This window comes from Mesorhizobium sp. WSM3873 (assembly GCF_001672445.1).
Lineage (GTDB): Bacteria > Pseudomonadota > Alphaproteobacteria > Rhizobiales > Rhizobiaceae > Mesorhizobium.
Map to the genome: position 1 here is coordinate 137,597 of NZ_LYTM01000057.1, position 25,860 is coordinate 163,456.

The following is a 25,860-nucleotide window of genomic DNA, read 5'->3' on the forward strand; positions in this document are numbered from 1 at the left end:
CGCCTGCCCCGACAGCTATATTAAGCCGAGGGCCAAAACGCATCGCGGCCTGTTTGGTTCCGTGCCTGTTTGAACAGGTGGTTAATCAGATGTGGCGAAGCTTGCCGTAGAGACACTCAGGCCGGATTCTTATGCAGCCGAACTGCCCGGCTCTTCTTCTCCGCCATTCGGATCCCCCGGGGCCGTTGCCCAGGCGAGCTCGACCAGTGTCACCGTGCGGCGGCCAACACCGTCGATCTGGCAGACGATCAGCCCCTGCTCCTCGATGTAATCGAGCAGCCGCCGGGCGCGACGCAGCGAATGCGAGCCATAAGCGCGGGCGATCGCCGCGTCGCTCGGGCAGGGCCAGCCTTCCTTCGCCGCCCTCGCGATCATCATGAACACGCCCTGCATGTCCTCCGGCAGAAGCGATGCGCGCACGGAGACGTCGCGCCACGCGTCGTCCTCGGCCATGTCCGAGCCGACGCCGGCGCGGGCGCGCGTCAGCATGCGTCGGAATTCCGAAAGGTCGGGCACCACCGAAGCGAGTCCTTCGATTCGGCAGCGGACCACGAACTCCTGATAGAGCACGCCGATGACGCGGAATCCGGCATCGGGCTCAGCCAGGATAGCGCGCAGGATACGGTCCATCCGCCCGCGCCGCTCGGCAAGGTCCTCGGCGCTGGGCTGCGGCTCGGCCGGCTCGGGGCGGATGTCGAGCGGCGCGGCCTTGGCCGCCATCAACTGATCGAGCAGGTCGGGCGACGGCCGGCGCTGCGGGCGGACCGTCTCCGGCGGCGGTGCCGCGAGGATGATGGCGCGCGCATCTTCGAGCGTCGCTTCGGGCAGCGGCATCAGCCGCGGCGTGCCGTTGCGCGGGCTCGTCTCGGTCGATCCGATCCGCACGCTGAGCGGGCGACGCGACAGCGCCGGACCGAGCGCCATGAAATGCCCGCGGTCAAGGTCGCGGAAGGCTTCCGCCTGCCGCCGCTCCATGCCGAGCAGGTCGGCGGCGCGCGCCATGTCGATGTCCAGAAAGGTGCGGCCCATCAGGAAGTTGGAGGCCTCCGCCGCGACGTTCTTGGCGAGCTTCGCCAGCCGCTGCGTGGCGATGATGCCGGCGAGCCCGCGCTTGCGGCCGCGGCACATCAGATTGGTCATGGCGCCGAGGGAAAGCTTGCGCGCCTCATCCGAGACCTCGCCTGCAGCAGCAGGCGCGAAGAGCTGCGCCTCGTCCACCACCACCAACATCGGATACCAATGGTCGCGCGCGACCTCGAACAACCCGCCAAGGAAGGCTGCGGCGCGCCGCATTTGGTTCTCGGCATCGAGCCCTTCGAGGTTTAGCACTGTCGAGACGCGGTGGATGCGCGCTCGCTCGCCGGCCGCCTGCAGGCCGCGCTCGGTATGATCCTCGGCGTCGATCACCAGATGGCCGTAGCGCTCACCGAGCGAGACGAAGTCGCCTTCGGGATCGATGATGGTCTGCTGCACCCAGGGCGCGCTCTGCTCCAGCAGCCGGCGCAGCAGATGCGACTTGCCCGAGCCCGAATTGCCCTGCACCAGCAGGCGGGTCGCCAGCAGCTCTTCAAGGTCGAGGGCCGCCGGCGCGCCTGCCGACGTCTGCCCCATCTCGATCGCAACCGTCATATTCTCGACTCGGATAGTCTCCCTGCGCGGGAGGGACTTAGCAACCGACGCGCGGTGCGTCGAGCACGGGGCAAAGGGCTCGGCGCGATGTTCCACACTTAACGGCAGGCCATCGCCAGCTGAACTGGTCCGACCACCATTTCGCTGGCGCAATCTCCTGATCGGCGTATCATCCTTTTAGGGAGGGTTCATGGCAGGAGGAGGCTTATGAACGTCGCTGCGGAGGTGCCCGTCGTAGACCTGACGGTGCAAGACATTGTTTCGTCTGCTCTTTCGAAATTTCGCGCCGGCGACACTGTTTCGACCCGGGCAATGCTCGACGCCATCCGCCAATCGGACCCCGCCTGCGGGGACAGCGACGACCATCTGGTCGAACTGATCGTCATGGCCGCTGTTGGTAAGACCATGGGCGTCGTCTTCGATCACCGCTCGCCCGACGAGCAGTTGCCGTGCCTGTCCTAAACCTCGTTGCGCTGAAAAGGATTAGGCGAGGCGCTGTAAATCCTTGTTTGGGGCATGTCGGTGTCCCAGAACGCGCGCACGTCCGGGCGACATGCATTAGCTTCCGAGCGGATGCGGCATATAACCGACGAAACCGGCGATCTTCCAGCGCCCGCCGACCTTGCGGCAGAAATAGAGCGTCTGCCATTTGAGGCGGTCGACGCCGCCATCCACCTTGGCGATCGAGCCGTCGAACTTCTTGTGCAGCACAGCACGATCGCCGTTGACGTCGATGTCGCGCAGGTTGGTGACGCGGAAAATCGCCTCGCGCAGCGGCTCGGCGAATTCCGTCGCGGCTGTCTCCTTGGCCTGCCGCAGCCATTCGTCGCGATAGACTTCCAGCCTGGGAAACTGCAGCCGCCAGGCGTCGGCATTGGGCAGGAAATGCGCATGCATGCCGAAGAAGCTTTCGGCAATGAAGTCGTCCTCGACCAACGACCAGTCCTGGCCGAGGAAGGCGTCGATGTCGCGCCGCACGAGCATTTCCCACAGCGCATGGCGATCGGCATCGCCTTCCGGAAACGGATTCTTGTCAAAGGTCATGTTGGTTCTTCCCCTTGCGTTCGATCAGCAACCCACCGGTCGCATCGCCGGTTCGGGGTGCAGGATGCTCACGATTTGTAATAAAGCAACATGAATTTCGGAAAAATGTTGCTTTCCGACATTGCCTCTTGGAGGATCACCTCTACAAGCGTAGACGGCTGCAAGAACGGTCCTTACGTCGACAACAGGAGATTCATTTGCCCAAGCAGTGCTTCGGAAAATCGCATGTCCCGCTCTCGCCCGCCGTCCGCGCCGGCGATTTCGTCTATGTCTCCGGCCAGGTGCCTGTGGGCAGCGACGGCCTGGTAGTCAAGGGCGGCATAACTGACCAAGCCGAGCAGGTGCTGCAAAACGTCAAGGCTGCGCTGGCGCTGGCCGGATGCACCATGGACGACGTGGTGAAGACCACCGTCTGGCTCGAGGACGCACGCGATTTCGGCGCCTTCAATACGGTTTATGCCAGGCACTTCCCGAACGACCCGCCGGCGCGCACCACCGTCGAGTCGCGCCTGATGATCGACATCAAGATCGAGATCGAGGCCATCGCCTACCGGCCGGTCTGATCGCGGCCAGACAACAACGGAGGCGCGGAATGCAGTTCGATCTGTTGATCAAGGGCGGCCGTGTGATCGACCCGGCTTCCGGGTTGGATGCGCCGCGCGACATCGCCGTCGCCTATGGCCGAATCGCCGCCATCGAAGCGACCATCGATAGCGAGACCGCCGGTGAGGTGGTCGACGCCGGGGGCTGCATCGTCACTCCGGGCCTCGTCGATCTGCACAGCCACGTCTACTGGGGCGGCACCTCGCTCGGCGTCGACGCTGACCGTCTCGCCGCCAAGAGCGGCACCACCACCTTCATCGATGCCGGCAGCGCCGGCGCCGGCAATTTCCTGGGGTTTCGCCGCCATGTCATCGAGCGTTCGAAGGTCCGCATCCTTGCCTACGTCAACATCTCCTTCGCCGGCATATTCGGCTTCGCCGAGACGGTATCCGTCGGCGAATGCAGCGATCTCAGACTCTGCGAGCCGCGCGAGACGGTGGCCGCGGTGCGCGAGCACGCCGCTGTCGTCGTCGGCGTAAAAGTCCGTTCCGGCAAGCATGCCGGCGGCACCAGCGGCATCGCGCCGGTCGACCTCGCGCTCGAAGCCGCGGACCAAGCCGGCCTGCCGCTGATGGCGCATATCGACGAGCCGCCGCCCGGCCGTTCGGAAGTGCTGCCCAGGCTCCGCCGCGGCGACATCCTCACTCACTGCTTCCGGCCGTTCCCCAACGCGCCGGTCTTCGCTTCGGGCGCGGTGCGGCCGGATATGCGGCAGGCGCGCGAGCGCGGCGTCATCTTCGACATCGGCCACGGCATGGGCTCCTTCGACTTCGAGGTGGCGAAGGCGATGCTGTCGGAAGGGCTGGCGCCGGACGTCATCTCGAGCGATGTGCATCTCTACTGCGTCGACGGCCCTGCCTTCGATATTCTCGTATGCATGTCGAAGCTCATGGCGCTCGGCATGCCGCTGGTCGAGGTCGTGCGCGCCGCAACGCAGCGCCCGGCCGAAGCGATCGCCAGGCCCGAGCTCGGGGCGCTTAAAGTCGGCGGCATCGGCGATGTCGCGGTGCTGAGGCTGCAGCCCGGCCGCTTCACCTTTGTCGATGCGGTCGGTGCGTCACTGATCGAGGACCAGCGGCTGGTCTCCAATGGCATCGTCATCGGCGGCAAATGGTGGCGGAACGAGGCGCCCGACCATAATGAGACCGAGCGCTTCGAGGCCCATGCGCACCATACGCATGTCGAGGTTGCGGCCAGGCACTTCGGGCGCTGATTGGCTCACCGTCGCGAATTGCTCGGCTCGCCATAGACCGGCGTCGCAATCCCCTCCATCCGCGCCTTGAGCTGCAGCGCCACGAATTTCGAATAGAAGCGCGACAGCGCGAGATTGCCGCCGTGGAACCACAGCGCCTCCTGGGCCGTCGGCTTCCACATGTTGCGCAACTCGCCCTGCCACGGGCCGGGGTCGCCCTTGACGCCGGAGCCGAGGCCCCAGCACGGCCCGACCTTGTCGGCGACCTCCCGGGAAACGATCCCTGCCACCGTCTCGTTCATCGACTGGTAGCCGGTGCAGGAGACGATCGCGTCGACCGCCAGCTCGCTGCCGTCCTCAAACAGAATGCCGGTCGGCGTCAGCGATTTGATGCCGACGCCGCTCTTCACCGCGATCTCGCCGTTCAGGATCAGCTCGCAGGCGCCGACGTCGATGTAGTAGCCGGAACCGGTGCGATAGGCTTTCATGAGCAGTCCGGTCTCGTCCTCGCCGAAGTCGATGGCAAAGCCGCTGTCGCTGAGGCGCTTGTAGAAATCCGCGTCGCGCTCGCGGATGACGTCGTAGAGCGCCCGCTGTCCCTGTGGGACCAGCGCGAAGGGCGTCGAAGCGACGATCATGTCGGCCTTGTCGGTGGTGATGCCCCGCGCCAGCGCCTTTTCCGAAAAGATCTCGAAGCCGACCTCCATCAGCGTGTCGGACTTCACCACCGTCGTCGGCGAGCGCTGCACCATCGTGACCTTGGCGCCGGCTTCCCAGAGGTCGACGCTGACATCGTGGCCGGAGCTCGCCGCGCCGATCACCGCGACGCGCTTGCCGCGGAATTTCTCGCCGGTCGAGTACTGGCTGGAATGCAAAAGCTCGCCCTTGAAGCTGTCCGCGCCAGGCAGATCGATCTGCCGTGGCGGCCCGTAGGCGCCGGTGGCGAAGACGATTTGCTTCGGCTTCAGCGTGATGCGCTCGCCGACGCGGTCGACCACCACCGTCCAGACCTTTTCGGCCTCGTCATAGGCCGCGCTGATGCATTTGGTGGCGACCCAGTAGCTCAGCTCCATGACGCGGGCGTACATTTCGAGCCAGTCGCCCATCTTGTCCTTGGGCGTGAACACGGGCCAGTTTTCCGGGAACGGAATGTAGGGCAGATGGTCGTACCAGACCGGGTCGTGCAGCACGAGCGAGCGGTAGCGGTTGCGCCAGGAATCGCCGGCGCGCGCGTTCTTCTCGACGATGAGGGTGGGAACGCCGAGCTGCCGCAGACGGGCGCCGAGCATGATGCCGCCCTGGCCGCCGCCGATCACCAGGCAATAGGGCTGCTCGTGCACGCCGAGCTCACGCGCCTCGCGCGCTCTTGCTTCCGCCCAGGTCTCGCGTTCGGGATCAGCCTTATGGCGGATGCCGAGCGGCCGGGCAGGCCCCTTCTGCTCCTCGAAACCCTTGAGCTCGCTCATCGCCGTGAACAGCGTCCGGCAGCGGCCATCCTTGAGCCGCAGGATGCCCTCGCCTCGCGCCACGGCCGTCTCGAAGCTGAACCAGGCCTCGATGACGCCGTCGGCGACGCTTGGCTCCCCGGACAGGCGCCAGTGCGACGGTTGCGTCGAGAAAAGCGTCGCCTTGAGCATCTCGCGGACCGCGGGTTGGCCCTCCATGGTCTTGATGTTCCATGTGAAGGCCAGCAGATCGCGCCAGTAGCAATCGTCCACGAAAAGGTTCGTCGCCGCCTCGATGTCACCCGCCTCGAGCGCGCGGCCGAATGTGCCGAGCCAGGTTGCCGCCTGTTGCGATGCTGCGATGTCGAGCATTGATGTTCGTTCCCTTTCTTCTGTTCGAATTCTTGATCGGAGCCGGCGGCCGGCCTTCCCTTCTCCCCTTGTGGGAGAAGGTGGCCTCGCGAAGCGAGGTCGGATGAGGGGTGCTCCAGGGAACGCCAGCGTCTCACTCCGCTGGAACACCCCTCATCCGTCTCGGCGCTATCGCGCCGATCCACCTTCTCCCACAAGGGGAGAAGGAAGAACCTGCCTCAATCTCCGAGCGGCTCCATCTCCTTCCCCGTCCGATGGATCTGGGCGTTGAACTTGATGCGGCGCACCGTCTCGCGCGCGGGGCCGTCGAGCTTGTAGGCGGACGCGACCGCGAGCAGGTCGATGGCCGCAAGAAAAGCGTAGCGCGAAGCTGTCGGCTTCAGCGTGTCGGGATATTCGGGAACCGCCATCGTCAGCTGGACATCGCAGACGCGTGTCAGCTCCGTGTCCGGCGCGGTCACGCAGATCGCGTCGGCGCGATAGTGCTTGGCAAGCTCCACCGCCTCGGTCACCTCCCGGGTACGGCCGGTCGCCGATATCGCGATCACCACATCGCCCGGCTTCAGCGTCGAAGCCGTCATGCGCATCAGATACGGATCGCATTGCGCGCTGATGGTGATGCCATAGCGAAACAGGCGATACTGCGTCTCTTGCGCCAGCGCCGATGAGCTGCCGCCAAGTCCGAATACTGTCACTTGCCTTGCCTTGGCGATCAGCTCCGCCGCTTTCTGCAACTGCCCTGGATCGATCTGCCGTTCGGCCTCCTGCAGCGCGCGGCGCGCTTCGCCGAAGACGGCGTTCCAGAACGGCATGCCGCTGTCGCCGTTCGTGCGTTGCGGCTTGGTGCTAAGATAAAGCGCGCCGACGACGAGGCTCTGCGCCAGCTTCAGCTTGAAGTCGCGCACGCCGTCGCATCCGATGGCGCGGCAGAAACGGGTGACCGTCGGCTCGCTGACCTGGGCGCGCTGCGCCAGCGCGGCATTCGATGCGTCGACGGCATATTTGACATCGTCGAGCACGACGTCGGCGACGCGACGTTCCGCCGGCCGCAAGTCCGTGTAGCTGTCCTTCACCTGCGAAATGATGTCGGGGAAGCGCCTGACATGATCATGCCGGCCGTCATCCGCGTCGGAAATCCGCAGCGCCTGGCTGTCAGCTTCGGTCATTGGCCGTCCTTCTCTGCCGTTTCTGGACCACCATATTTGCGATTATCCGCCGGCTGGCCATAGGCAATCAGCCGAAGTGAGTATGTAGGAAAGTAACACACACTGCAAGCCCGTCTAAACAAGGCGAAATCAGTCACTTAGATAAGCTTTGGTTGAATCTGATGGCGCCAGATCTTTGCCGCCGCTTGACAGTAAAGTAGGATAGTTACAGACTGATTTCGCGGACAGAGGGGGCTCCGGCAACCCAATCACGCAGTCTCCGAGGGGAGCATGAATACCGGCAGCGCAAGAACGCCGAAGCTCGGCGTGCAGGCAGCGAGCAAGGTTTATACCACGGCCTCCGGCGATCTTCTCGCCCTAGACCGCTGCAGCCTCGACGTGCACGCCAACGAGATCGTCTCCATCGTCGGCCCCTCCGGTTGCGGCAAGACCACGCTCTTGTGGTCGATGTCGGGCCTGCATCGTCTGACCAGCGGCGCGATACTGCTTGACGGCAAGGAGGTCACCGGCCCGCGTCCCGAGATCGGTATCGTCTTCCAGGAAGCGAACCTTCTGCCCTGGCGCAATCTCGACGCCAACATCAACTTCCCGTTCGAGATCAAGGGCGAGAAGCCCGATCGCGCCTGGATCGCGCATTTGCTTCATCGCGTCGGGCTCGACGGCTTCGGCGGCAAGTTCCCGCGCGAGCTTTCCGGCGGCATGCAGCAGCGCGCGGCGATTGTCCGCGCGCTGGCGCTGAAGCCTTCCGTGCTCTTGATGGATGAGCCCTTCGGTGCGTTGGACAGCTTCACCCGCGAGGAGATGAACCGCCTCGTCGAGGAGATCTGGCTCGATACCAAGACGACCATCGTTTTCATCACCCACAGCATCGAGGAAGCGATCTTCCTCTCCGACCGGGTCGTGGTGCTGACCGCGCGGCCGGGACGCGTCGCCAAGGTCTACGACGTGCCGTTCCCGCGCCCGCGCTCGCTGGAGATCATGGCCACCAAGGAGGTCTTCGACCTCACCAACCGCATCAAGATGGACATCGTCGGCGAGCGCCGGCCGAAGGCGCAGGAGCAGCTGGAACACAAGAGCGCTGAAATCGTGAGGATCAGACCGTGAGCGGGGGCGACGCCATTCCGGAATTCTCCAAAGCCAAGTCCGGTGACGGCCAGGATGTCAGCCTCACCAACCTCTCCGCCTTCGCCGGCGGCCCAGGCATCAAGTCCGGTGCCGAGGTGGCCGCGATTCTCGTCGTCGCGGTGGTGATCATCGGCGGCATCGAGCTGGCGCTGCGCATCTTCCACGTGCCGCAATACATCATGCCGCCGCCGAGTGCGATCGCTTACGCTTTGTTCGACGAATTCCCGCTGATCGCGCCGCATCTCGGCTACACGCTGGTCGAGCTCTTCTCCGGCTTTGCCATCGGCGCCGTCGTCGGGTTGGTGATGGCGGCGGTGATCACGCAGTTTCCCTTCGCCGAGAAGATCGTCGCGCCTTACATCTTGATCCTCGTCACCACGCCGATGCTGGCGCTGGTGCCGCTTCTCATCCTGCGCTTCGGCTTCGGCTACACGCCGCGCATTATCGCGGTAGCTTTAGCCGCCGGACCGATGGTGATGATCAATGCCGCGACCGGGTTCCGGCGCGTGGACAGCGCCAAGATCGCGCTCGCTCGCTCCTATGGCGCGAGCACCTTGCAGATCTTTTGGAAGATCCGCGCGCCGATGGCGCTGCCGATGATCCTGGTCGGGCTGATGATCGGCGCGATCTTCGGGCTCCTCACTGCGGTAGGTGCCGAGATGGTCGGCGGCGGCTTCGGCCTCGGCAACCGGCTTACCTCGTATTCGTCGATGATCCAGATGCCGCAATTCTTCGCGGTGGTGCTGATCCTGTCGACGCTCGGCATCCTGATCTACGTGCTCTTCTTCCTGATCGGCAAGAAATGGGCGAGCTGGGAGGCATGAGCGCGGACGCCCGGGAGACGGGCGAAGGCAAGGGCAAGCGATCGATAAGGGCAATCAACAAAAGGGGAATGCCATGACCAACGAAAGCTTATTCAGTACGGCGACAAGAGCGGGCATCAGCCGCCGCTACTTCCTGCAAGTGACGGCCGCCGGCGTGGTGACCGCCACCGCGCTCGGCGCATCGGGTCTGAAAGCCAGGGCGGCGGCCTATGAAAAATTCACCTGGATCTCGCCGCGCGGCACGCTCGAAGTGCTGGACGACTATCCCTACTGGTCGGCCAAGAAGGCCGGCTATTTCGGCGACCTCGCCACCGACATGCAGCCGGGTCCGTCTGACGGCACCGCGACGGTCAAGTTCGTCGATGTCGGCCAGGCCGACATGGGCTTCCCCTCGCCAGGTGTCTTCTCCTTCGCCATCCAGAACGGCATGAAGCTGAAGTCGGTGTTCCACATGGGCGCGCGCGACACCTTCAGCATCGCTTTCCGCAAGGGCCAGGGCACCAAGAACCTGAAGGACCTCGAAGGCAAAACGATCCTTCTCGGCTCCGCCGCTTGGCAGGCGATCGTCGATCCGCTGCTTGCCGCGCAGGGTGTCGACATCAAGAAGGTGAAATATGTCGAGGCCGGGTGGCCGACCTGGGGCACCGCGCTCGCCGGCGGCCAAGGCGATGCCGCACTCTCCTGGGAAGGTCTGCGCGCCGAATGGATCGCCAAGGACCTCGACTTCGAATATTGGCTCGGCGTCCAGAATTCCAAGCTTCCGGCCAACACCTTCGTCGTGCGCGCCGCCGATCTCGAGGATCCCGACAAGAAGGCCTTCCTCGAAAAATATCTGCGCGGCTGGGCGATGGGCCTCGAATTCGGCTACCAGAACCCGCGCGCGGCCGTCGAAGCCGTGTTCGAGCAATTCCCGACCTTGGCCAAGAACCTTGGCCCTGAGCTCGGCACCACCTCGATCCTGCAGCAGATCAACGTCTTCCGCGGTGACATGGACAAGCGCAGTGGCTGGGGCTCGCACGACATGGCGAGCTGGCAGGGCTTTTTCGACGAGATCCTGAAGATCGGCCAGATCACCGCGCCGGTGAAGGCCGAAGACGTCTGCACCAACGACCTGATTCCGACCGCCAACGACTTCGACAAGGCGAAGGTCAAGGCCGATGCCGACGGCGTGAAACTGTCGGAAGGCTTTGCCGCGCTCGACGTCGAGAAGATCAAGGCGCACCTGTTCGATTCCGCCGTCAAGTAAGGCGGGCGCATTGACCATCGGGCGGCGCCTGATGCCGCCCGAGCTACTGTTCAAAGAGCATTGGGGAGGCTGACATGGCCGACAAAGTAAAAATCCTGGTGGTTGGTCTGGGCAATATGGGCGCTTCGCATGCGAGCGCCTATCACCGCTCCGACGGCTTCGAGATCGTCGGCATCATGAGCCGCACCATCAAGAGCAACAAGAAGATCCCGAAGGAGCTCGCCGGCTATCCGCTCTATGAGGATTTCGACTTGGCGCTGAAGGAGACCAAGCCGGACGCGGTCTCGATCAACAGTTGGCCGAACACGCATGCCGAATACGCGCTGAAGGCGATCGCCGCCAACTGCCATGTGTTCATGGAAAAGCCCCTCGCCACCAACATCGCCGACGCCGAGAAGGTGGTGGCCGCCGCGCGGGCCAAGAACCGGAAGCTGGTTCTGGGCTACATCCTGCGCGTCCACCCGTCCTGGATCAAATTCATCGAGGTCGGCAAGACGCTCGGCAAGCCGCTGGTGATGCGCCTCAACCTCAACCAGCAGAGCAGCGGCAGCGCCTGGCACTGGCACAAGAACCTGATCGACTCGCTGATCCCGATCGTCGACTGCGGCGTGCACTATGTCGACGTCATGTGCCAGCTGACCGGCGCCAAGCCGGTGCGCGTGCACGGCATCGGCGCCAAGCTCTGGGCCGAAGCCGACAAGCAGAATTATGGCCATCTGCACGTCACTTTCGATGATGGCTCGGTCGGCTGGTATGAAGCCGGCTGGGGCCCGATGATGAGCGAGACCGCCTATTTCGTGAAGGATGTGGTCGGCCCGAAGGGCGCCGTTTCGATCGTCGCCGGCCAGTCCGCAAGCAGCGCCAAGGAAGCCGAGGAGGTATCGGATTCCGCCGACATCGACCGCCACACCAAGACCGACGCGCTGAAGATCCACTACGCGCAGGTCGATGGCGACAAGAACTTCTCGAAGCCCGACGAGATCGTCAGCATGGAGGACGAGCCCGGCCATCAGGAGCTTTGCGACCGCGAGCAGGCCTTCTTCCTGCGCGCCATCCGTGAGGACCTCGATCTGACCGAGCAAATGGATGCCGCCGTCAACAGCCTGCGCATCGTGCTAGCCGCCGAGCAGAGCATCGCGGAGAAGCGGACCGTCGAGCTGACCTGAAGCTCCGAGTCACCTGCCGCGCAGCCCTAAGCCCTTCGCGGATGGGCAGTCCGCCGGCGGCGTGCCGATCGGCATGCAGCCAGTCGGGCCGCTAGGGAGCGCTCTCCACGCAGTTGGAAGAGGAGATGCCGTGCAAGGACCGACGGCCGGCCAACTAGCTTCCGGACTTTGGAATAGCACGTCGCCCTCCGCCTTCATCCGCGTGGCGTCAATTTCCTATAAAATTCCTATATCTTTGCTCCCCGCCTCGTCTCGAACCTTTATGGCGGTCGGGTCCATATTCCCCTCGAAAAACACTTTCATCGCCATCGCCGCCAAGATGACGGGCGGTCCTGTGCAATTTTGAACTCGACCGTGTCGGGGTGCAAACACAAGCGGAAACAAGGAATGCCTGCAATGGACCTCGTTGTGTTCGGGATGGGGATTTTGTTCTTCGTCCTGTCCTTAGCTTACGTCAAAGCCTGCGACAGAATCTGATCGAAGGGTCTTACAATGCTTTTCGACTACGTCCTCGGCGGCGCGGTGACCTTGTTCTTGCTTGCCTACCTCACCTACGCCCTCATCCGCCCAGAGCGCTTCTGATCGGCATATGGAAAGTCAGTTCATGACACTCAACGGCTGGATACAGATCCTCGTCTATTGCGGGATCCTGCTTTTGCTCGTGAAGCCGCTCGGCGGCTACATGCACCGGGTCTTCAAAGGCGATCGTACGTTGCTGTCGCCCGTGCTTGTCCCGATCGAGCGCGGCCTCTATCGCCTCGCGGGGACAAGCGAGAAGGAAGAACAGCACTGGGCCGCCTACGCCACCGGCATGCTGCTTTTCAACCTCGCCGGTTTCCTCGTGCTTTATGCCTTGCAGCGGCTGCAGGGCGCGCTGCCCTACAATCCCGCCGGGATGGCTGCGGTCGAACCGGAGCTCGCCTTCAACACCGCGGCGAGCTTCGTCACCAATACCAACTGGCAGAACTACGGCGGCGAAAGCACGATGTCCTACCTCGTGCAGATGGCCGGCCTCACCGTCCAGAACTTTGTTTCGGCCGCCACCGGCATTGCCATTGCGATCGCGCTGATCCGCGGCTTTGCCCGCGCCTCGGGCAAGTCGATCGGCAGTTTCTGGATCGACCTGACCCGCTGCACGCTTTACGTGCTCCTGCCGGCCTGCGTCGTGCTGACGCTCGTCTATGTGTGGCTCGGCATCCCGCAGACGCTTGGACCCTATGTCGACGCCACCACGCTGGAAGGCGCCAAGCAGACGATCGCGCTCGGCCCAGTCGCCACGCAGGTCGCCATCAAGATGCTTGGCACCAATGGCGGCGGCTTCTTCAACGCCAATGCCGCGCATCCTTTTGAGAATCCGGACGCCATCTCGAACCTGATCCAGATGCTGTCGATCTTCGCGCTGGGCGCCGGTCTCACCAACGTCTTCGGGCGGATGGTCGGCAGTGAGCGCCAGGGCTGGGCGATCCTTGCCTCGATGGCCGTGCTGTTCCTCGTCGGCGTCGTCATCTGCTACTGGGCCGAGGCTGCCGGCAATCCGCTACTGCATGCGCTCGGCATCGACGGCGGCAATATGGAAGGCAAGGAGACGCGCTTCGGGATAGCGTTGTCGGCGCTGTTCGCGGTCATCACCACGGCCGCCTCGTGCGGCGCCGTGAATGCCATGCATGATTCTTTCACCGCGCTTGGCGGCATGATCCCGCTGATCAACATGCAGCTTGGCGAGGTCATCGTCGGCGGCGTCGGCGCCGGCTTCTACGGCATCCTGATGTTCGTCGTCCTTGCCGTCTTCGTTGCCGGCCTGATGGTCGGCCGCACACCGGAATATCTCGGCAAGAAGATCGAAGCCAAGGAGGTCAAGATGGCGATGCTTGCCATCCTCTGCCTGCCGCTGGCGATGCTGATCTTCACGGCTATCGCCGTGGTCCTGCCGAGCGCGGTGGCCTCGATGGCCAATGGCGGCCCGCACGGCTTCTCGGAGGTGCTCTATGCCTATACGTCGGCGGCCGCGAACAACGGCTCGGCCTTTGGCGGACTGACCGGCAACACGCCCTGGTACAACATCACCATCGCGATCGGCATGCTGATGGGCCGCTTCCTGGTCATCATCCCGGCTTTGGCCATCGCCGGCTCGCTGGCCACGAAGAAGACCGTGCCTGCTTCCGCCGGCACCTTCCCGACCGACGGCATGCTGTTCGTCGGCCTCCTGGTCGGCGTGATCGTCATCGTCGGCGGCCTCACCTTCTTCCCGTCGCTCGCCGTCGGTCCGATCGTCGAGCATCTGGCGATGATCCGCGGACAGACTTTCTGAGATGACCATGCCCTGGTTCAACAACATGCGTCGGCACGATCGTCACCAATCCGGTGACGGAACGCCCGATGACGGAGGGGACGAGAAGCCTCGTCCTTTCCCGACGCTCTCCACCTTCCTCGGCATGGCGACCGTGCTGGTCGTGCTTTGGCTGCTGGCCTCCGGCCTTCCGCATCTGTTGCCGAAGACCGAACACCCGGCGCCATCCAACATCACCGATACCGGAGTCCTGAAATGAGCCAGTCCAAATCCGCGAGCATTCTGGATGCCAGCATCCTGATGCCCGCCATTGGCGGCGCTTTCCGCAAGCTCGATCCGCGCACGCTGATCAAGAACCCGGTGATGTTCGTCGTCGCCATCGTCTCAGCACTCACCACCGTCCTGTTCGTCAAGGATGTCATCACCGGCGGCGGCGATCTCGGCTTCACCTTGCAGATCATCATCTGGCTGTGGTTCACCGTGCTGTTCGCCAACTTTGCCGAGGCGGTGGCCGAGGGGCGCGGCAAGGCGCAGGCCGACTCGCTGCGCAAGGCACGCACCGAGACCCAGGCCAAGCTGCTCGTCAACGGCGAGGATCGCGGCAAGTTCAAGTTGGTGCCTGGCACCAGCCTGAAGGTCGGCGACATCGTGCTGGTCGAAGCCGGCGACATCATCCCTTCCGACGGCGAGGTGATCGAAGGGGTGGCTTCCGTCAACGAGGCAGCAATCACCGGCGAATCCGCGCCTGTCATCCGCGAATCCGGCGGCGACCGCTCAGCCGTCACCGGCGGCACGCAGGTGCTGTCCGATTGGATTCGCGTGCGCATTTCCGCCGCCTCCGGCCAGACATTCCTCGACCGCATGATCTCGCTGGTCGAAGGTGCGGAGCGCCAGAAGACGCCGAACGAGATCGCGCTCAACATCTTGCTTGTAGGCATGACACTGATCTTCGTCCTGGCCACCGCGACCATCCCGAGCTTCGCCTCTTACTCCGGCGGCTATATCCCGGTGACGATCCTCGTCGCTTTGTTCGTGACGCTGATCCCGACCACGATCGGCGCGCTGCTTTCGGCCATCGGCATTGCCGGCATGGATCGCCTGGTGCGTTTCAACGTGCTTGCCATGTCCGGCCGCGCCGTCGAGGCTGCCGGCGACGTGGACACCTTGCTCCTGGACAAGACCGGCACCATTACCCTCGGCAATCGCCAGGCGACCGAGTTCCATCCGGTGAAGGGTGTGTCCGAACAGGAGCTTGCCGATGCTGCTCAATTGGCCTCGCTGGCTGACGAGACGCCGGAAGGCCGCTCGATCGTGGTGCTGGCGAAGGAAAAATACGGCATCCGCGCCCGCGATATGGCGACCTTGCATGCCACTTTCGTGCCCTTCACCGCGCAGACCCGTATGAGCGGCGTCGACATCGACGGCTCGTCGGTGCGCAAAGGCGCGGTCGATGCCGTGCTAGCCCATGTCAATCAAGCAACGGTCGCAAGCCATGGCACGCGTCCGACAAGCGACACCATGCGCGACCTGCAGGCCAGGGCCGACGAGATCGCCAAGGCCGGCGGCACGCCGCTGGCGGTCGAGCGCGACGGGCGCCTGCTCGGCGTCGTCCACCTCAAGGACATCGTCAAGGGCGGCATTCGCGAGCGTTTCGCCGAGCTTCGCAAGATGGGCATCCGCACGGTGATGATCACCGGCGACAATCCGCTGACCGCAGCGGCCATCGCGGCCGAAGCCGGCGTCGACGACTTCCTCGCCCAGGCGACGCCTGAAAACAAGCTGTCGCTGATCCGCGAGGAACAGGCCAAGGGCAAGCTTGTCGCGATGTGCGGCGACGGCACCAACGATGCGCCGGCGCTCGCCCAGGCCGATGTCGGCGTCGCCATGAACACCGGCACGGTCGCCGCGCGCGAGGCCGGCAACATGGTCGACCTCGACAGCGATCCGACCAAGCTGATCGAGATCGTCGAGATCGGCAAGGCGCTGCTGATGACGCGCGGTTCGCTGACCACCTTCTCGATCGCCAACGACGTCGCCAAGTATTTCGCCATCATCCCGGCCATGTTCGCCGTGTTCTACGTCGCGCCCGGCCAGTCGGCGGGCCCGCTGCAGGCGCTCAACATTATGCATCTGGCGACGCCGCAGAGCGCCATTCTGTCGGCGATCATCTTCAACGCGCTGATCATCGTCGCGCTGATCCCGCTGTCGCTGAAGGGGGTGAAATACCGCGCCATCGGCGCCGGCGCGCTGCTCACCCGCAATCTTCTCGTCTACGGCCTTGGCGGCATCATCGTGCCGTTCGCCGGCATCAAGGCGATCGACCTGATCGTCACGGCTCTTGGCCTGGCATAGGGACCCATTCCGATGTTCAAGCAACTCAGACCCGCGATCGTGATGATCGTGTTCTTCACGGTGCTGACCGGCCTTATCTATCCGATCGGCATGACCGGCATCGCGCAGGCGCTGTTTCCCAGGCAGGCCAATGGCAGCCTGATCGAAAAGGATGGTAAGGTTATCGGCTCCGAACTGATCGGCCAGGCCTTCGCCAGCGACCGCTATTTCCACGGGCGGCCCTCGGCAGCCGGCGACGGCTACAACGCCGCCTCCTCCGGCGGCTCGAATCTCGGGCCGACCAATGCGAAGCTGATCGAACGCATCAAGGCCGACGCCGACAGGCTGAAGGCCGAGAACCCGAACGCACCGGTTCCGATGGATCTCGTCACCACGTCTGGCAGCGGCCTCGATCCCGAGATCAGCCCGGAGGCGGCCTATTTCCAGGTGCCGCGGATTGCCAAGGCCAGGGGCATCGATGAAGCCAAGGTGAAATCGCTTGTCGACGGCCATGTCGAGGATCGCGAGCTGGGCTTCATGGGTGAGCCGGTGGTCAATGTGCTGGCCCTCAACATGGGGCTCGACGATCTCAAATAATCAGCACCCGCAGCGGGGATCGACACGATCCCCGGTGCAATCCATGATTGGACTTGATGCCGGACGACAGGACCAACTTCGAGAACAGACCTTCTCCCGACGCGCTGCTCGAGCACGCGGAGCGGGAGGGCCGCGGCCGTCTGCGCATCTTCCTTGGCGCGGCGCCCGGCGTCGGCAAGACCTACGAGATGCTGTTGGCAGGCCGCGCCCGGCGCGCCGACGGCATCGACGTCGCGATCGGCGTCGTTGAAACGCATGGCCGCAAGGAAACCCAGGCGCTGGTCGAAGGCTATGAGGTGATCCCGCGCCGCGAGGTCGAATACAGGGGCCGCGTCCTCGACGAGATGGACATCGACGCCATCCTGAAACGGCGGCCGGAGCTGGTTCTGATCGACGAACTCGCGCACACCAACGCGCCCGGCAGCCGTCATCCCAAGCGCTATCTCGATGTTCAGGAAATCCTGTCGCAGGGCATCGACGTCTACACCACGCTCAACATCCAGCATGTCGAAAGCCTGAATGACGTCGTGGCGCAGATCACCCGCGTCAGGGTGCGCGAAACCGTTCCGGATTCCATCATCGACGAGGCCGACGACATCGAGGTCATCGACCTCACCCCGGACGACCTGATCAAGCGGCTGCATGAAGGCAAGGTCTATTTCCCGCAAACCGCTCAGCGCGCGATCGAGAACTATTTTTCGCCTGGCAATCTGACGGCGCTTCGCGAGTTGGCGCTGCGACGCACCGCGCAGCGCGTCGATGAACAGCTCCTCAGCCATATGCAGTCCCACGCCATTCCGGGACCGTGGGCGGCCGGCGAGCGGGTCCTTGTCTGCGTCGACTCGCGTCCGGACGGGGGCGCTCGTATCCGCTACGCGCGCCGGCTCGCCGATCGCCTGCGGGCGCCATGGACGGCGCTGCATGTCGACACGCCTCGCCTGGCCGGCATGTCCGAAGAGGACAAGGACCGGCTGGCGACAAACCTGCGCCTTGCCGAACAGCTCGGCGCCGAGGTGGCGACCATCCCGGGCCAGAACGTCGCCCAGGACATCGTGCGCCATGCGACGGCGAACAACTTCACCCATATCGTCATCGGCAGGCCGACCCGCTCGCGCTGGCGGGAACTGATCGAGGGCTCGCTCACCTATGACCTGATCCGCAATGCCGGCGACATCAGCGTCCATGTCATTTCGGGCAAGGAGCGCGATGCCGACATTCCGTCGGCCCGGGTGAAGGCCGCGTCCGAGCAGAAGCCCTTCCAGATCTGGCCCTATCTGTTCTCGACGGCCTATGTCGCCGGCGCGGTGGCCGTCAGCTCGATTCTCGATCAGTTCCTCGATGTCCGCAATCTGGCCAGCGTCCTGCTGCTGGCGGTGCTGACTTCGGCGGTGACGTTCGGACTCTGGCCGGCGCTCTACGCTTGTTTCCTGAGCGCGCTTGCCTTCAACTATTTCTTCCTCGAGCCGCGCTATACGTTCACGATCAGGGATCCGGAGAGCATCGTTGCCTTCGCGGTCTTTCTCGTTGTCGCAGTCATCGCCAGCAATCTGACGGCGCGCGTCCAGCGCCAGGCGGTCGCCGCCCGCTCACGCGCGCGAGCCACGCAGGACATCTACTCGTTCTCCAAGAAGCTCGCCGGCGCCGGCACGCTTGACGACGTGCTGTGGGCCACCGCCTTCCAGATCGCCTCGATGCTGAAAGTGCGCGTGGTGCTGCTTCTGCCCGAGAATGGAACGATCACCGTCAAGGCCGGCTATCCGCCGGACGATACGCTCGCCGAGGCCGACATCGCGGCCGCCCGCTGGGCCTGGGAACATGACCGCCCCGCCGGCCGCGGCGCCGATACGCTGCCCGGCGCCAAACGCCTCTATCTGCCCTTGCGAACAGGCCGGACAGCGGTCGGCGTCGTCGGCCTCGACAACGACAAGCAGGGCCCTTTGCTGACCCCCGAGCAGCAGCGCCTTCTCGACGCGCTTGCCGATCAGGCGGCGGTCGCCATCGAGCGCATCCAGCTTGTCGCCGATGTCGACCGCGCCAGGCTGGCGGCGGAAGCGGACCGGCTGCGCACGGCGCTGCTTACCTCGATCTCGCATGACCTGAAGACGCCGCTGGCCGCCATCATGGGTGCCGCCGGCACGCTGCGGGAATACGCGGCCGCCCTTCCCGAAGAAGACCGCGCGGAACTCCTGTCGACGGTGGTCGACGAATCGGAGCGGCTCAACCGCTTCATCGCCAATCTGCTCGACATGACCAAGATCGAGTCCGGTGCCATGGAGCCGAACTACGCCCTCCATTATGTCGGCGATATCGTCGGCTCGGCGCTCGATCGCGCTCGCAAGATCACCGGCGAGCACCGCATCGACACCGACCTTCCGCCGGACTTGCCGATGCTGCGCCTCGACGCGGTGCTGTTCGAGCAGGCGCTGTTCAACCTCCTAGACAATGCCGCCAAATATTCCGCGTCCGGCTCGACCATCCGCCTGCAAGGCTGGGTCGACAACGGCTCCGTCATCCTGCAGGTCATGGACGAGGGACCAGGCATCCCGCCAAACGACCTCGAACGGATCTTCGACACCTTCTACCGGGTGCGCAAGCGCGACCAGGTCCGCGCCGGCACCGGTCTCGGCCTGTCGATCAGTCGCGGCTTCGTCGAGGCCATGGGCGGCAGGATCTCGGCGACGAACCGCACCGACCGGCCCGGCGCGATCTTCACCATCCGCATGCCGGTGCCGCAGGAAATTCCGGACCTTGCCGTCGCCAAAACGGATGACGCCGCATGACCGGTCAGAACGTCAGCATCCTGGTCGTCGACGACGAGCCGCCGATCCGCAGGCTGCTTCGGGTCGGTCTCGGCAGCCAGGGCTATGCCGTATCGGAGGCACCGAACGCCAAGGCAGCGATCGAGCTCATGCAGGCGCAGCGGCCCGACCTGATCCTGCTCGATCTCGGCCTCCCGGGGATGACGGGCCTCGAACTGCTCGGCAAATGGCGTGACGACGGCCTCGACATTCCGGTCGTCATCCTGTCGAGCCGCACCGACGAGGCCGGCATCGTCCAGGCGCTCGAGATCGGCGCGGACGACTATGTGACGAAACCCTTCGGCATGAACGAGCTCGTCGCCCGCATCCGCGTGGCGCTGCGCCACAAGTTCCAGCAGCAGGGCGAGAAGCCGGTGTTCCAGGCCGGCGACCTTTCGGTCGACCTGGTGAAGCGCATCGTCAAGGTAGAGGGCAGGGAAGTAAAACTGTCGCCGAAGGAATACGATATCCTGCGCATGCTCGTGCAGTATGCCGGCAAGGTTCTGACCCATCGGTTCCTGCTGAAGCAGATCTGGAACGAGTCGACGGACGTGCAATATCTCAGGGTCTATGTCCGCCAATTGAGGCAGAAGATCGAGAAGACACCGGACCAGCCGCGCTACATCATCACCGAGACCGGCGTCGGCTACCGTTTGCGCGAGGTCGATTGAAGGAACCGGCGGGCATCATCCAACCGATCGAGGCTGTGCCGCGAGATCGGTCGCTTGAACCATGGTAGATCCGCACAAACACCCTATATTACGGCAAGGTTTCTGTTTTTCGTGCGGGAAGGAAGCGATGTCGCATCCTCGGCTATCGGCGGCTTTGATTGCCGCGGCTTTGTCGACTGCCGCCCTTTTGGGCGCGGCTTCATATGCCTCCGCGCAGGTCGTCATTCCCACAGACCGCAACGCCCTGATCCAACATAACGAGCTGCAGGCGCTCCGGAACCAGCTGCAGCGACGACAATTCCAGCAACAGCAGCAGCTTTACCGCGAGCAGGACCGGCAGATCGTTCCGAAGGCTCGCCCTGAAGTGCCGATCGTCAAGCAGAATTGCCAGTCTCAGGTGATCGGCACCACGATTTCGCGCGTCTGCCGCTGACATTTTTCTTTTTTGGGTTTACTTAGCCGACTTACTGTCGGCAGCGCGCCGGCTTGCATGGGCGGCGGTTTTGGGATTTGCAGGAGCGAGGTTTTTGCCGTGCGGATAGCGTACGGCAGGAATGCCGCTTTGATCGGATTTGGGATGGCAGCAGCCAAGAAGAAAGCAGTACGCAGGGCAAAGAAGGGAGAGCGGATCCGCCAGGTGGCGGCCATCCCCTTTCGCCTACGCGGCGACGGCCAGCTTGAAGTCTTGCTGGTCACCTCGCGCACGACCAAACGTTTCATTGTGCCCAAGGGCTGGCCGATGAAAGGTAAGAGCGGGCGCAAGGCGGCCGCGATCGAGGCCCAGGAAGAGGCGGGCGTGCTGGGCAAGGCGCTGAAGCAGCCTGCCGGCGGCTACTCCTATTGGAAGCGCATGGCCAGCCGTTTCGTCCGTGTCGACGTGGTCGTCTACCTGCTCGAGGTCAGCGAGGAGATGGCCGACTGGCGGGAGGCCGTGAACCGTCAGCGGGCTTGGCTGCCGGCGGCCGATGCGGCCCTGCTGATCGACGAGCCCGAGCTTTCCACGCTGCTGAGGGATTTGACGGGCTTGGCGACCGATCCGGCGTAAGACGATGGCCTGGCGCAATTCCACGAAAGTGTGACACGGCATCCGTCAGGAATTCCGTCAAAACAAAGAGATAGATTGGTTCGCCGTTCCCGTCGAACGGTGAAACGCTCTAATCGGAGTCGCCAGGAAACGGCCGTGCCGGGGTGCCGCTATAGGCCCACAGCCATTCTTTGGGCAGAGGTCCCTTGTTGCGGTCGCTCTCCTGTGATTGCTCCCAGGCATGCGCCAGTATGCCTACCGAACGCGACAGCACGAAGAGGCCGCGCGTCAGCGGCGGCGGGAAGCCAAGCTCGCCATAGATGACGGCCGTGGCGCCATCGATGTTGAGCGGGATCGTCTTGCCCTTGCGTGTCGCCACCTCCGCCTCGATCGCCTCGGCAATGTCGGCAAAGCGCCCGCTGACGACCCCGCGCCCGGCGAAGTCGCGCGTCAGTTCGATGAGGCGCGGCGCCCGCGGATCGATCGGGTGGAAGCGATGCCCGAGGCCGGGCACGTAGTCCTTTTCCTCGGCGAAGATCCGGTCGAGCCGCGCACTCACCGCTTCGGCGAGGCTCGCGCCACCATCCATTGCGGCAGCGATGTCGCCATAGAAGGAAAGCGCCTGCTCGCCGGCCCCGCCATGCACGTCGCCCAGCACATTGATGGCGGAGGCCATGGCGTTGTTGATGCCGACGCCGCAGGTCGCCGCCATGCGCGCGATCGCGATCGACGGCGCCTGCGGGCCGTGGTCGACGGCGGCCCCGAGCGCGATGCCGAGCAGCGCCGCCTGATCGTCGCCCGGCAAATCGCCGCGCAGCATCAGCCAGATCATCGCCGGAAAGCTGACGCGGCCGATCAGATCCTGGATCTCGTAGCCGCGCAGCCGGATCACGCCGGGCCGCATCTCGATGATGCCGGTCTGCCACCACTCTTCGCCGCGCTCGCGGCCGGTCCTTTTGTCCGCGCTCATGCCCGCGCCCTCCCTTTGCCGCGCGCCGGCAAGCTGGCGAACACGTCGTCCATATGCGCGCCAAGACGTGGCGGAGGGCCGGCTGGCACGGGAGCCGCACCGTCGACCATAAAGCCGCCGCGCACCACCGTGAGCGGCTTCTCCATTCCGGGTATCTCCTGGAAGCGGGTCGTCATGCCGCGCTCGATGACCTGGCGTTCCTCCAGCACTTGCGGGATCGTCAGCACCCGCCCGGCCGGCACGCCGGCGCGGTTGAGCTTTTCTTCCCAGACCGCCGCAGGAGCGCCGGCAAGCGCGTCTTCGATGAGCGGCTTCAGCGCTGCCCGGTTCTCTTTGCGCGTCTCGCGCTCGGCGAAGCGCGGATCCGAAGCCAACTCTGGGCGGCCGATCAAGCCGCAAAGGATGACGAACTGCTCCTGCTTGTTGGCGGCGATGTTGAGCAGGCCCTCGCCGGTGCGGAACGCGCCGGAGGGCGCGGCCGTCATGTTCTCGTTGCCCATGGCTTGAGGCTGGACGCCCGCCGTCAGATAGTTCGACACCGGCCATCCTAGCGCCGACAGCGTGCATTCGAGCATCGACACGTCGAGGAAGGCGCCTTCGCCGCTGGTCTTCTGCCGCACCAGCGCCGCAGCGATGGCGAAGGCCCCCACCAGCCCGCCCAGCGTGTCGGCGACCGGATAGCCGACGCGCAGGGGCGCCGTTTCCGGCGTGCCGGTGATGCTCATGATCCCGGACAGCCCCTGGATGATCTGATCATAGGCCGGGTTGCCGCGCATCGGGCCGGTCTGGCCGAAACCCGATATCGCGCAATAGACGAGGCTTGGCCGCACCTTCTTCAGCTTCTCATGGCCGAGGCCGAGCCGATCCATCACGCCGGGCCGGAAATTCTCGACCAGTGCGTCCGCCGTGGCGACCAGGTTGAGGAAGCGCTCGCGGTCGGCCTCCTGCTTCAGGTCGAGCACCACCGATCGTTTGCCGGCGTTCTGCGCCAGGAAGGATGCACCCATGCCGGCTTTGTTGAGCTCCGGCGAGGCGCCAAGCTGGCGCGCGAGATCGCCGCCCGGCGGCGCCTCGACCTTGATGACGTCGGCGCCGAGCAGCGCCAGCTGGTAGGCGCAGTAAGGACCTGCCAGCACATTGGTGAGGTCGAGGACGCGGATGCCGGAAAGCAGGTCTGTCATGATGCTCCAGATCGGTCAGGCATCGCCCGGCACATGCTCTGGTCCGCGCGTGCGCCGGCGTTCGATCCAGGCCCAGATATGCGGGCCGACCAGACCGATGAAGGCGAGCGTTAAAAGCGTCAGCGAGAGCGGGTGCCGGTAGAACACCGTCCAGTCGCCATTGGCGATCGTCATCGCCCGGCGGAACTGCGTCTCGGCGAGCGGCCCGAGGATCATGCCGATGATGACCGGCGCCGTCGGAAAATCGAAGCGGCGCATCAAGAAACCCGCCGCGCCCAGCAGATAGAGGATGATGAGATCGATCGGCGACTGCGAGATGCCGTAGGTCCCGACGGTGGCGAACACCAGAATCCCGGCATAGAGCTGCGGCGCCGGGATCTTGAGCAATCGTACCCATAGGCCGATCAGCGGCAGGTTGAGGATGACGAGGATGACGTTGGCGATGAACAGACTGGCGATGAGGCCCCAGACGAGATTGGCCTGCGTCGTCAACAGCAGCGGTCCGGGATTGATGCCGTAGCTCTGGAAGGCCGACAGCATGATCGCCGCCGTTGCCGAGGTCGGCAGGCCAAGCGTCAGCATCGGCACCAGCACGCCGGCAGCCGACGCGTTGTTGGCAGCCTCCGGCCCGGCGACGCCTTCGATGGCGCCGACCGTGCCGAACTCCTCCTTGTGCTTGGAAAGCTTCTTTTCGATGGCATAGGACAGAAAGGTCGGGATCTCGGCCCCGCCGGCGGGCAGGGCGCCAATCGGGAAGCCGATTGCCGCGCCCCTGAGCCACGGCTTCCACGAGCGCGCCCATTCGGAAGCAGTCATGTAGAGCGAGCCCCTCAGCGGCACGATCTCGTCCTTCCCGGCATAGCGGCGCGAGGCCACGTAGAGAGTCTCGCCGACCGCAAAGAGGCCGACCGCGACGATGATGACGTCGACGCCGTCGAGCAACTCGCCCATGCCGAAGGTGAAGCGCGGCTGCCCGGTCTGCAGGTCGACGCCGATCATGCCGATGACGAAGCCGACGAACAGGCTGGTAAGCCCACGCACAGAGGACGAGCCGAGCACCGCCGAAACGGTGATGAAGGCGAGCACCATCAGCGAAAAATATTCCGCCGGCCCGAAAGCCAGCGCCAGCTTGACCACGATCGGCGCCAGGAAGGCGACGCCCAGCGTGCCGATGGTCCCGGCGACGAACGAGCCGATCGCGGAAGTCGCAAGCGCCGCGCCGCCGCGGCCCGAACGCGCCATCCGGTTGCCCTCGAGCGCGGTGACGATGGTGGCGCTTTCGCCCGGTGTATTGAGCAGGATCGACGTCGTCGAGCCGCCATACATGGCGCCGTAATAGATGCCGGCAAACAGGATGAAGGAAGCTTCCGGCGCCACCTGGTAGGTGATCGGCAAAAGCAGCGCGATGGTCAGCGCCGGCCCGAGGCCGGGCAGCACGCCGATCGCGGTTCCGAGCGTCGTGCCGAGCAGGCACCACAAGAGATTGGTCGGCGTGAAGGCGACCGCAAATCCGTGCGCGAGATAACCGACGGTGTCCATCGTCCTCAGCCCCTTCCGATGCCGACGAGGGCGCTGATCAACGCGTTGAGCTGGTTCTCGATCAGGCCGGCCCCGATGTTGACGCCGAGCGCTCTGGCGAATCCGAAATAGGCCGCCAGCGCCAAGATCAGGCCGAGCAGCGCATCGCGCAGCGGATGCCGGCTGCCGAAGCCGAAGCAGACCAGCACGAACATGATCACCGAGGCGGCTGTGAAGCCGAGCGGCTGGATCAGCACGAGATTGGCAACGAGCCCCGCGACCACGAAACCCATCGCCTTCCAATCGGTCGGCGTCTCCTTTTCCTCGTCCGGCTGCCAGCCGCCACGCAGGGCGGCAACGATGAGCAGCAGCGACAGGATCACCATGCCGGCCATGGTCATGTAGGGGAAGACCTTCGGGCCGACCTTGGAATAGAGCGGCGAAACCGGGATCGCCAGGGTCTGCCAGGCAACGGCCCCGGCGCAGGCAAGAAGCCCGACGCCGATCAGCAATTCGGGTATGGCAAGGCGCGGCGGTGACGCCTGCTGGTCGCTGGTGCTCATGATCTCCTCCCCGGAAGCCGGCCTTCCACTGCCGGCTTCGCCGCAGTTTCATTGAACCGTCGCATGTCCGCTGTCTACGAAGAAGGCGATGCAGCCTCCTTCGAGATC

At 64.5% G+C, this 25,860-nt stretch carries 24 protein-coding genes; 16 read left to right on the plus strand and 8 right to left on the minus strand.

Annotation, left to right across the window (positions count from 1 at the left end; translation table 11 throughout):
- Positions 1-129: 129 nt before the first annotated feature.
- Positions 130-1,629 (minus strand): ATP-binding protein, encoded by a 1,500-nt coding sequence (locus A9K71_RS29075; RefSeq protein ID WP_067003950.1) that lies wholly within the window; start codon positions 1,627-1,629, stop codon positions 130-132.
- Between the two features lie 207 nt (positions 1,630-1,836).
- Between A9K71_RS29075 and A9K71_RS29080 the strand changes: the two genes are divergently transcribed.
- Positions 1,837-2,091 (plus strand): hypothetical protein, encoded by a 255-nt coding sequence (locus A9K71_RS29080; protein ID WP_067003952.1) that lies wholly within the window; start codon positions 1,837-1,839, stop codon positions 2,089-2,091.
- Between the two features lie 96 nt (positions 2,092-2,187).
- Here A9K71_RS29080 and A9K71_RS29085 read toward each other — a convergent pair whose 3' ends face one another.
- A complete protein-coding gene (locus A9K71_RS29085; RefSeq protein WP_067003954.1) occupies positions 2,188-2,673 on the minus strand; it encodes a hypothetical protein in 486 nt (161 codons plus the stop codon).
- Between the two features lie 197 nt (positions 2,674-2,870).
- On the opposite strand from A9K71_RS29085, the gene A9K71_RS29090 reads away from it, so the two are divergent.
- Positions 2,871-3,236 (plus strand): RidA family protein, encoded by a 366-nt coding sequence (locus A9K71_RS29090; protein WP_067003956.1) that lies wholly within the window; start codon positions 2,871-2,873, stop codon positions 3,234-3,236.
- Positions 3,237-3,265: 29 nt separating this feature from the next.
- Positions 3,266-4,489: an amidohydrolase/deacetylase family metallohydrolase gene (locus A9K71_RS29095; protein WP_067003958.1), complete on the plus strand. Its 1,224-nt coding sequence runs from the start codon at positions 3,266-3,268 to the stop codon at positions 4,487-4,489.
- 5 nt (positions 4,490-4,494) lie between these two features.
- Here A9K71_RS29095 and A9K71_RS29100 read toward each other — a convergent pair whose 3' ends face one another.
- Together A9K71_RS29100 and A9K71_RS29105 are read right to left on the minus strand one after the other, a co-directional pair.
- Positions 4,495-6,285, minus strand: coding sequence for an NAD(P)/FAD-dependent oxidoreductase (locus tag A9K71_RS29100; RefSeq protein WP_067003960.1), 1,791 nt, complete (start codon positions 6,283-6,285; stop codon positions 4,495-4,497).
- A 218-nt stretch (positions 6,286-6,503) separates the two neighbouring features.
- Positions 6,504-7,451: a MurR/RpiR family transcriptional regulator gene (locus A9K71_RS29105; RefSeq protein ID WP_067003962.1), complete on the minus strand. Its 948-nt coding sequence runs from the start codon at positions 7,449-7,451 to the stop codon at positions 6,504-6,506.
- A gap of 270 nt (positions 7,452-7,721) precedes the next feature.
- Between A9K71_RS29105 and A9K71_RS29110 the strand changes: the two genes are divergently transcribed.
- The 13 genes from A9K71_RS29110 (at position 7,722) to A9K71_RS29170 (ending at position 21,541) form a co-directional block, all read left to right on the plus strand.
- The gene (locus A9K71_RS29110) at positions 7,722-8,555 is read left to right on the plus strand and encodes an ABC transporter ATP-binding protein (RefSeq protein ID WP_067003964.1); all 834 of its coding nucleotides are present in this window, start codon (positions 7,722-7,724) and stop codon (positions 8,553-8,555) included.
- The gene (locus A9K71_RS29115; RefSeq protein WP_067003966.1) at positions 8,552-9,400 is read left to right on the plus strand and encodes an ABC transporter permease; all 849 of its coding nucleotides are present in this window, start codon (positions 8,552-8,554) and stop codon (positions 9,398-9,400) included. The genes A9K71_RS29110 and A9K71_RS29115 overlap by 4 nt, the downstream gene beginning before the upstream one ends.
- A 73-nt stretch (positions 9,401-9,473) precedes the next feature.
- Complete coding sequence (locus tag A9K71_RS29120) at positions 9,474-10,646, plus strand: ABC transporter substrate-binding protein (RefSeq protein WP_067003968.1); 1,173 nt, start codon at positions 9,474-9,476, stop codon at positions 10,644-10,646.
- Between the two features lie 74 nt (positions 10,647-10,720).
- Positions 10,721-11,812, plus strand: coding sequence for a Gfo/Idh/MocA family oxidoreductase (locus A9K71_RS29125; RefSeq protein ID WP_067003969.1), 1,092 nt, complete (start codon positions 10,721-10,723; stop codon positions 11,810-11,812).
- Positions 11,813-12,304: 492 nt separating this feature from the next.
- Complete coding sequence (locus A9K71_RS29130) at positions 12,305-12,394, plus strand: K(+)-transporting ATPase subunit F (protein ID WP_067003971.1); 90 nt, start codon at positions 12,305-12,307, stop codon at positions 12,392-12,394.
- A gap of 22 nt (positions 12,395-12,416) precedes the next feature.
- Entirely contained in the window at positions 12,417-14,120 is a 1,704-nt protein-coding gene (gene kdpA, locus A9K71_RS29135; protein ID WP_067004200.1) for a potassium-transporting ATPase subunit KdpA, read from the plus strand.
- Position 14,121: 1 nt separating this feature from the next.
- The gene (locus A9K71_RS29140) at positions 14,122-14,358 is read left to right on the plus strand and encodes a hypothetical protein (protein WP_245299830.1); all 237 of its coding nucleotides are present in this window, start codon (positions 14,122-14,124) and stop codon (positions 14,356-14,358) included.
- The gene (gene kdpB / locus A9K71_RS29145; RefSeq protein ID WP_067003973.1) at positions 14,355-16,451 is read left to right on the plus strand and encodes a potassium-transporting ATPase subunit KdpB; all 2,097 of its coding nucleotides are present in this window, start codon (positions 14,355-14,357) and stop codon (positions 16,449-16,451) included. The genes A9K71_RS29140 and kdpB overlap by 4 nt, the downstream gene beginning before the upstream one ends.
- 12 nt (positions 16,452-16,463) lie before the next feature.
- Positions 16,464-17,027, plus strand: a complete 564-nt coding sequence (gene kdpC, locus A9K71_RS29150; RefSeq protein WP_067003978.1) for a potassium-transporting ATPase subunit KdpC — start codon at positions 16,464-16,466, stop codon at positions 17,025-17,027.
- A gap of 56 nt (positions 17,028-17,083) precedes the next feature.
- Positions 17,084-19,807 (plus strand): sensor histidine kinase KdpD, encoded by a 2,724-nt coding sequence (locus A9K71_RS29155; protein WP_067003980.1) that lies wholly within the window; start codon positions 17,084-17,086, stop codon positions 19,805-19,807.
- The gene (locus A9K71_RS29160; RefSeq protein ID WP_067003982.1) at positions 19,804-20,496 is read left to right on the plus strand and encodes a response regulator transcription factor; all 693 of its coding nucleotides are present in this window, start codon (positions 19,804-19,806) and stop codon (positions 20,494-20,496) included. The genes A9K71_RS29155 and A9K71_RS29160 overlap by 4 nt, the downstream gene beginning before the upstream one ends.
- A gap of 169 nt (positions 20,497-20,665) precedes the next feature.
- On the plus strand, positions 20,666-20,929 hold the full coding sequence (locus A9K71_RS29165; protein ID WP_245299831.1) for a hypothetical protein: 264 nt from the start codon (positions 20,666-20,668) through the stop codon (positions 20,927-20,929).
- 144 nt (positions 20,930-21,073) lie between these two features.
- Entirely contained in the window at positions 21,074-21,541 is a 468-nt protein-coding gene (locus tag A9K71_RS29170) for an NUDIX hydrolase (protein ID WP_067003986.1), read from the plus strand.
- 109 nt (positions 21,542-21,650) lie between these two features.
- Here the strand turns inward: A9K71_RS29170 and A9K71_RS29175 are convergent, their stop codons facing one another.
- The 4 genes from A9K71_RS29175 to A9K71_RS29190 are packed head-to-tail and all read right to left on the minus strand — an operon-like array spanning position 21,651 to position 25,752.
- Positions 21,651-22,490: a citryl-CoA lyase gene (locus A9K71_RS29175; RefSeq protein ID WP_067003988.1), complete on the minus strand. Its 840-nt coding sequence runs from the start codon at positions 22,488-22,490 to the stop codon at positions 21,651-21,653.
- Positions 22,487-23,671 (minus strand): CoA transferase, encoded by a 1,185-nt coding sequence (locus A9K71_RS29180; RefSeq protein WP_067003990.1) that lies wholly within the window; start codon positions 23,669-23,671, stop codon positions 22,487-22,489. The genes A9K71_RS29175 and A9K71_RS29180 overlap by 4 nt, the downstream gene beginning before the upstream one ends.
- A gap of 15 nt (positions 23,672-23,686) precedes the next feature.
- On the minus strand, positions 23,687-25,210 hold the full coding sequence (locus A9K71_RS29185) for a tripartite tricarboxylate transporter permease (RefSeq protein WP_067003992.1): 1,524 nt from the start codon (positions 25,208-25,210) through the stop codon (positions 23,687-23,689).
- 5 nt (positions 25,211-25,215) lie between these two features.
- Positions 25,216-25,752, minus strand: a complete 537-nt coding sequence (locus A9K71_RS29190) for a tripartite tricarboxylate transporter TctB family protein (RefSeq protein ID WP_067003994.1) — start codon at positions 25,750-25,752, stop codon at positions 25,216-25,218.
- Between the last annotated feature and the right edge of the window lie 108 nt (positions 25,753-25,860).

Bases quoted from the DNA above. Each gene is read 5' to 3' on its own strand.
- A9K71_RS29190 (WP_067003994.1), bottom strand. From the start codon at position 25,752: ATGAGCACCAGCGACCAGCAGGCGTCACCGCCGCGCCTTGCCATACCC.
- A9K71_RS29105 (WP_067003962.1), bottom strand. From the start codon at position 7,451: ATGACCGAAGCTGACAGCCAGGCGCTGCGGATTTCCGACGCGGATGAC.
- A9K71_RS29160 (WP_067003982.1), top strand. From the start codon at position 19,804: ATGACCGGTCAGAACGTCAGCATCCTGGTCGTCGACGACGAGCCGCCG.
- A9K71_RS29185 (WP_067003992.1), bottom strand. From the start codon at position 25,210: ATGGACACCGTCGGTTATCTCGCGCACGGATTTGCGGTCGCCTTCACG.
- A9K71_RS29170 (WP_067003986.1), top strand. From the start codon at position 21,074: ATGGCAGCAGCCAAGAAGAAAGCAGTACGCAGGGCAAAGAAGGGAGAG.
- kdpB (WP_067003973.1), top strand. From the start codon at position 14,355: ATGAGCCAGTCCAAATCCGCGAGCATTCTGGATGCCAGCATCCTGATG.
- A9K71_RS29075 (WP_067003950.1), bottom strand. From the start codon at position 1,629: ATGACGGTTGCGATCGAGATGGGGCAGACGTCGGCAGGCGCGCCGGCG.
- A9K71_RS29125 (WP_067003969.1), top strand. From the start codon at position 10,721: ATGGCCGACAAAGTAAAAATCCTGGTGGTTGGTCTGGGCAATATGGGC.
- A9K71_RS29095 (WP_067003958.1), top strand. From the start codon at position 3,266: ATGCAGTTCGATCTGTTGATCAAGGGCGGCCGTGTGATCGACCCGGCT.
- A9K71_RS29180 (WP_067003990.1), bottom strand. From the start codon at position 23,671: ATGACAGACCTGCTTTCCGGCATCCGCGTCCTCGACCTCACCAATGTG.
- A9K71_RS29155 (WP_067003980.1), top strand. From the start codon at position 17,084: ATGCCGGACGACAGGACCAACTTCGAGAACAGACCTTCTCCCGACGCG.
- kdpC (WP_067003978.1), top strand. From the start codon at position 16,464: ATGTTCAAGCAACTCAGACCCGCGATCGTGATGATCGTGTTCTTCACG.
- A9K71_RS29140 (WP_245299830.1), top strand. From the start codon at position 14,122: ATGACCATGCCCTGGTTCAACAACATGCGTCGGCACGATCGTCACCAA.
- A9K71_RS29110 (WP_067003964.1), top strand. From the start codon at position 7,722: ATGAATACCGGCAGCGCAAGAACGCCGAAGCTCGGCGTGCAGGCAGCG.
- A9K71_RS29120 (WP_067003968.1), top strand. From the start codon at position 9,474: ATGACCAACGAAAGCTTATTCAGTACGGCGACAAGAGCGGGCATCAGC.
- kdpA (WP_067004200.1), top strand. From the start codon at position 12,417: ATGACACTCAACGGCTGGATACAGATCCTCGTCTATTGCGGGATCCTG.
- A9K71_RS29085 (WP_067003954.1), bottom strand. From the start codon at position 2,673: ATGACCTTTGACAAGAATCCGTTTCCGGAAGGCGATGCCGATCGCCAT.
- A9K71_RS29100 (WP_067003960.1), bottom strand. From the start codon at position 6,285: ATGCTCGACATCGCAGCATCGCAACAGGCGGCAACCTGGCTCGGCACA.
- A9K71_RS29080 (WP_067003952.1), top strand. From the start codon at position 1,837: ATGAACGTCGCTGCGGAGGTGCCCGTCGTAGACCTGACGGTGCAAGAC.
- A9K71_RS29175 (WP_067003988.1), bottom strand. From the start codon at position 22,490: ATGAGCGCGGACAAAAGGACCGGCCGCGAGCGCGGCGAAGAGTGGTGG.
- A9K71_RS29130 (WP_067003971.1), top strand. From the start codon at position 12,305: ATGCTTTTCGACTACGTCCTCGGCGGCGCGGTGACCTTGTTCTTGCTT.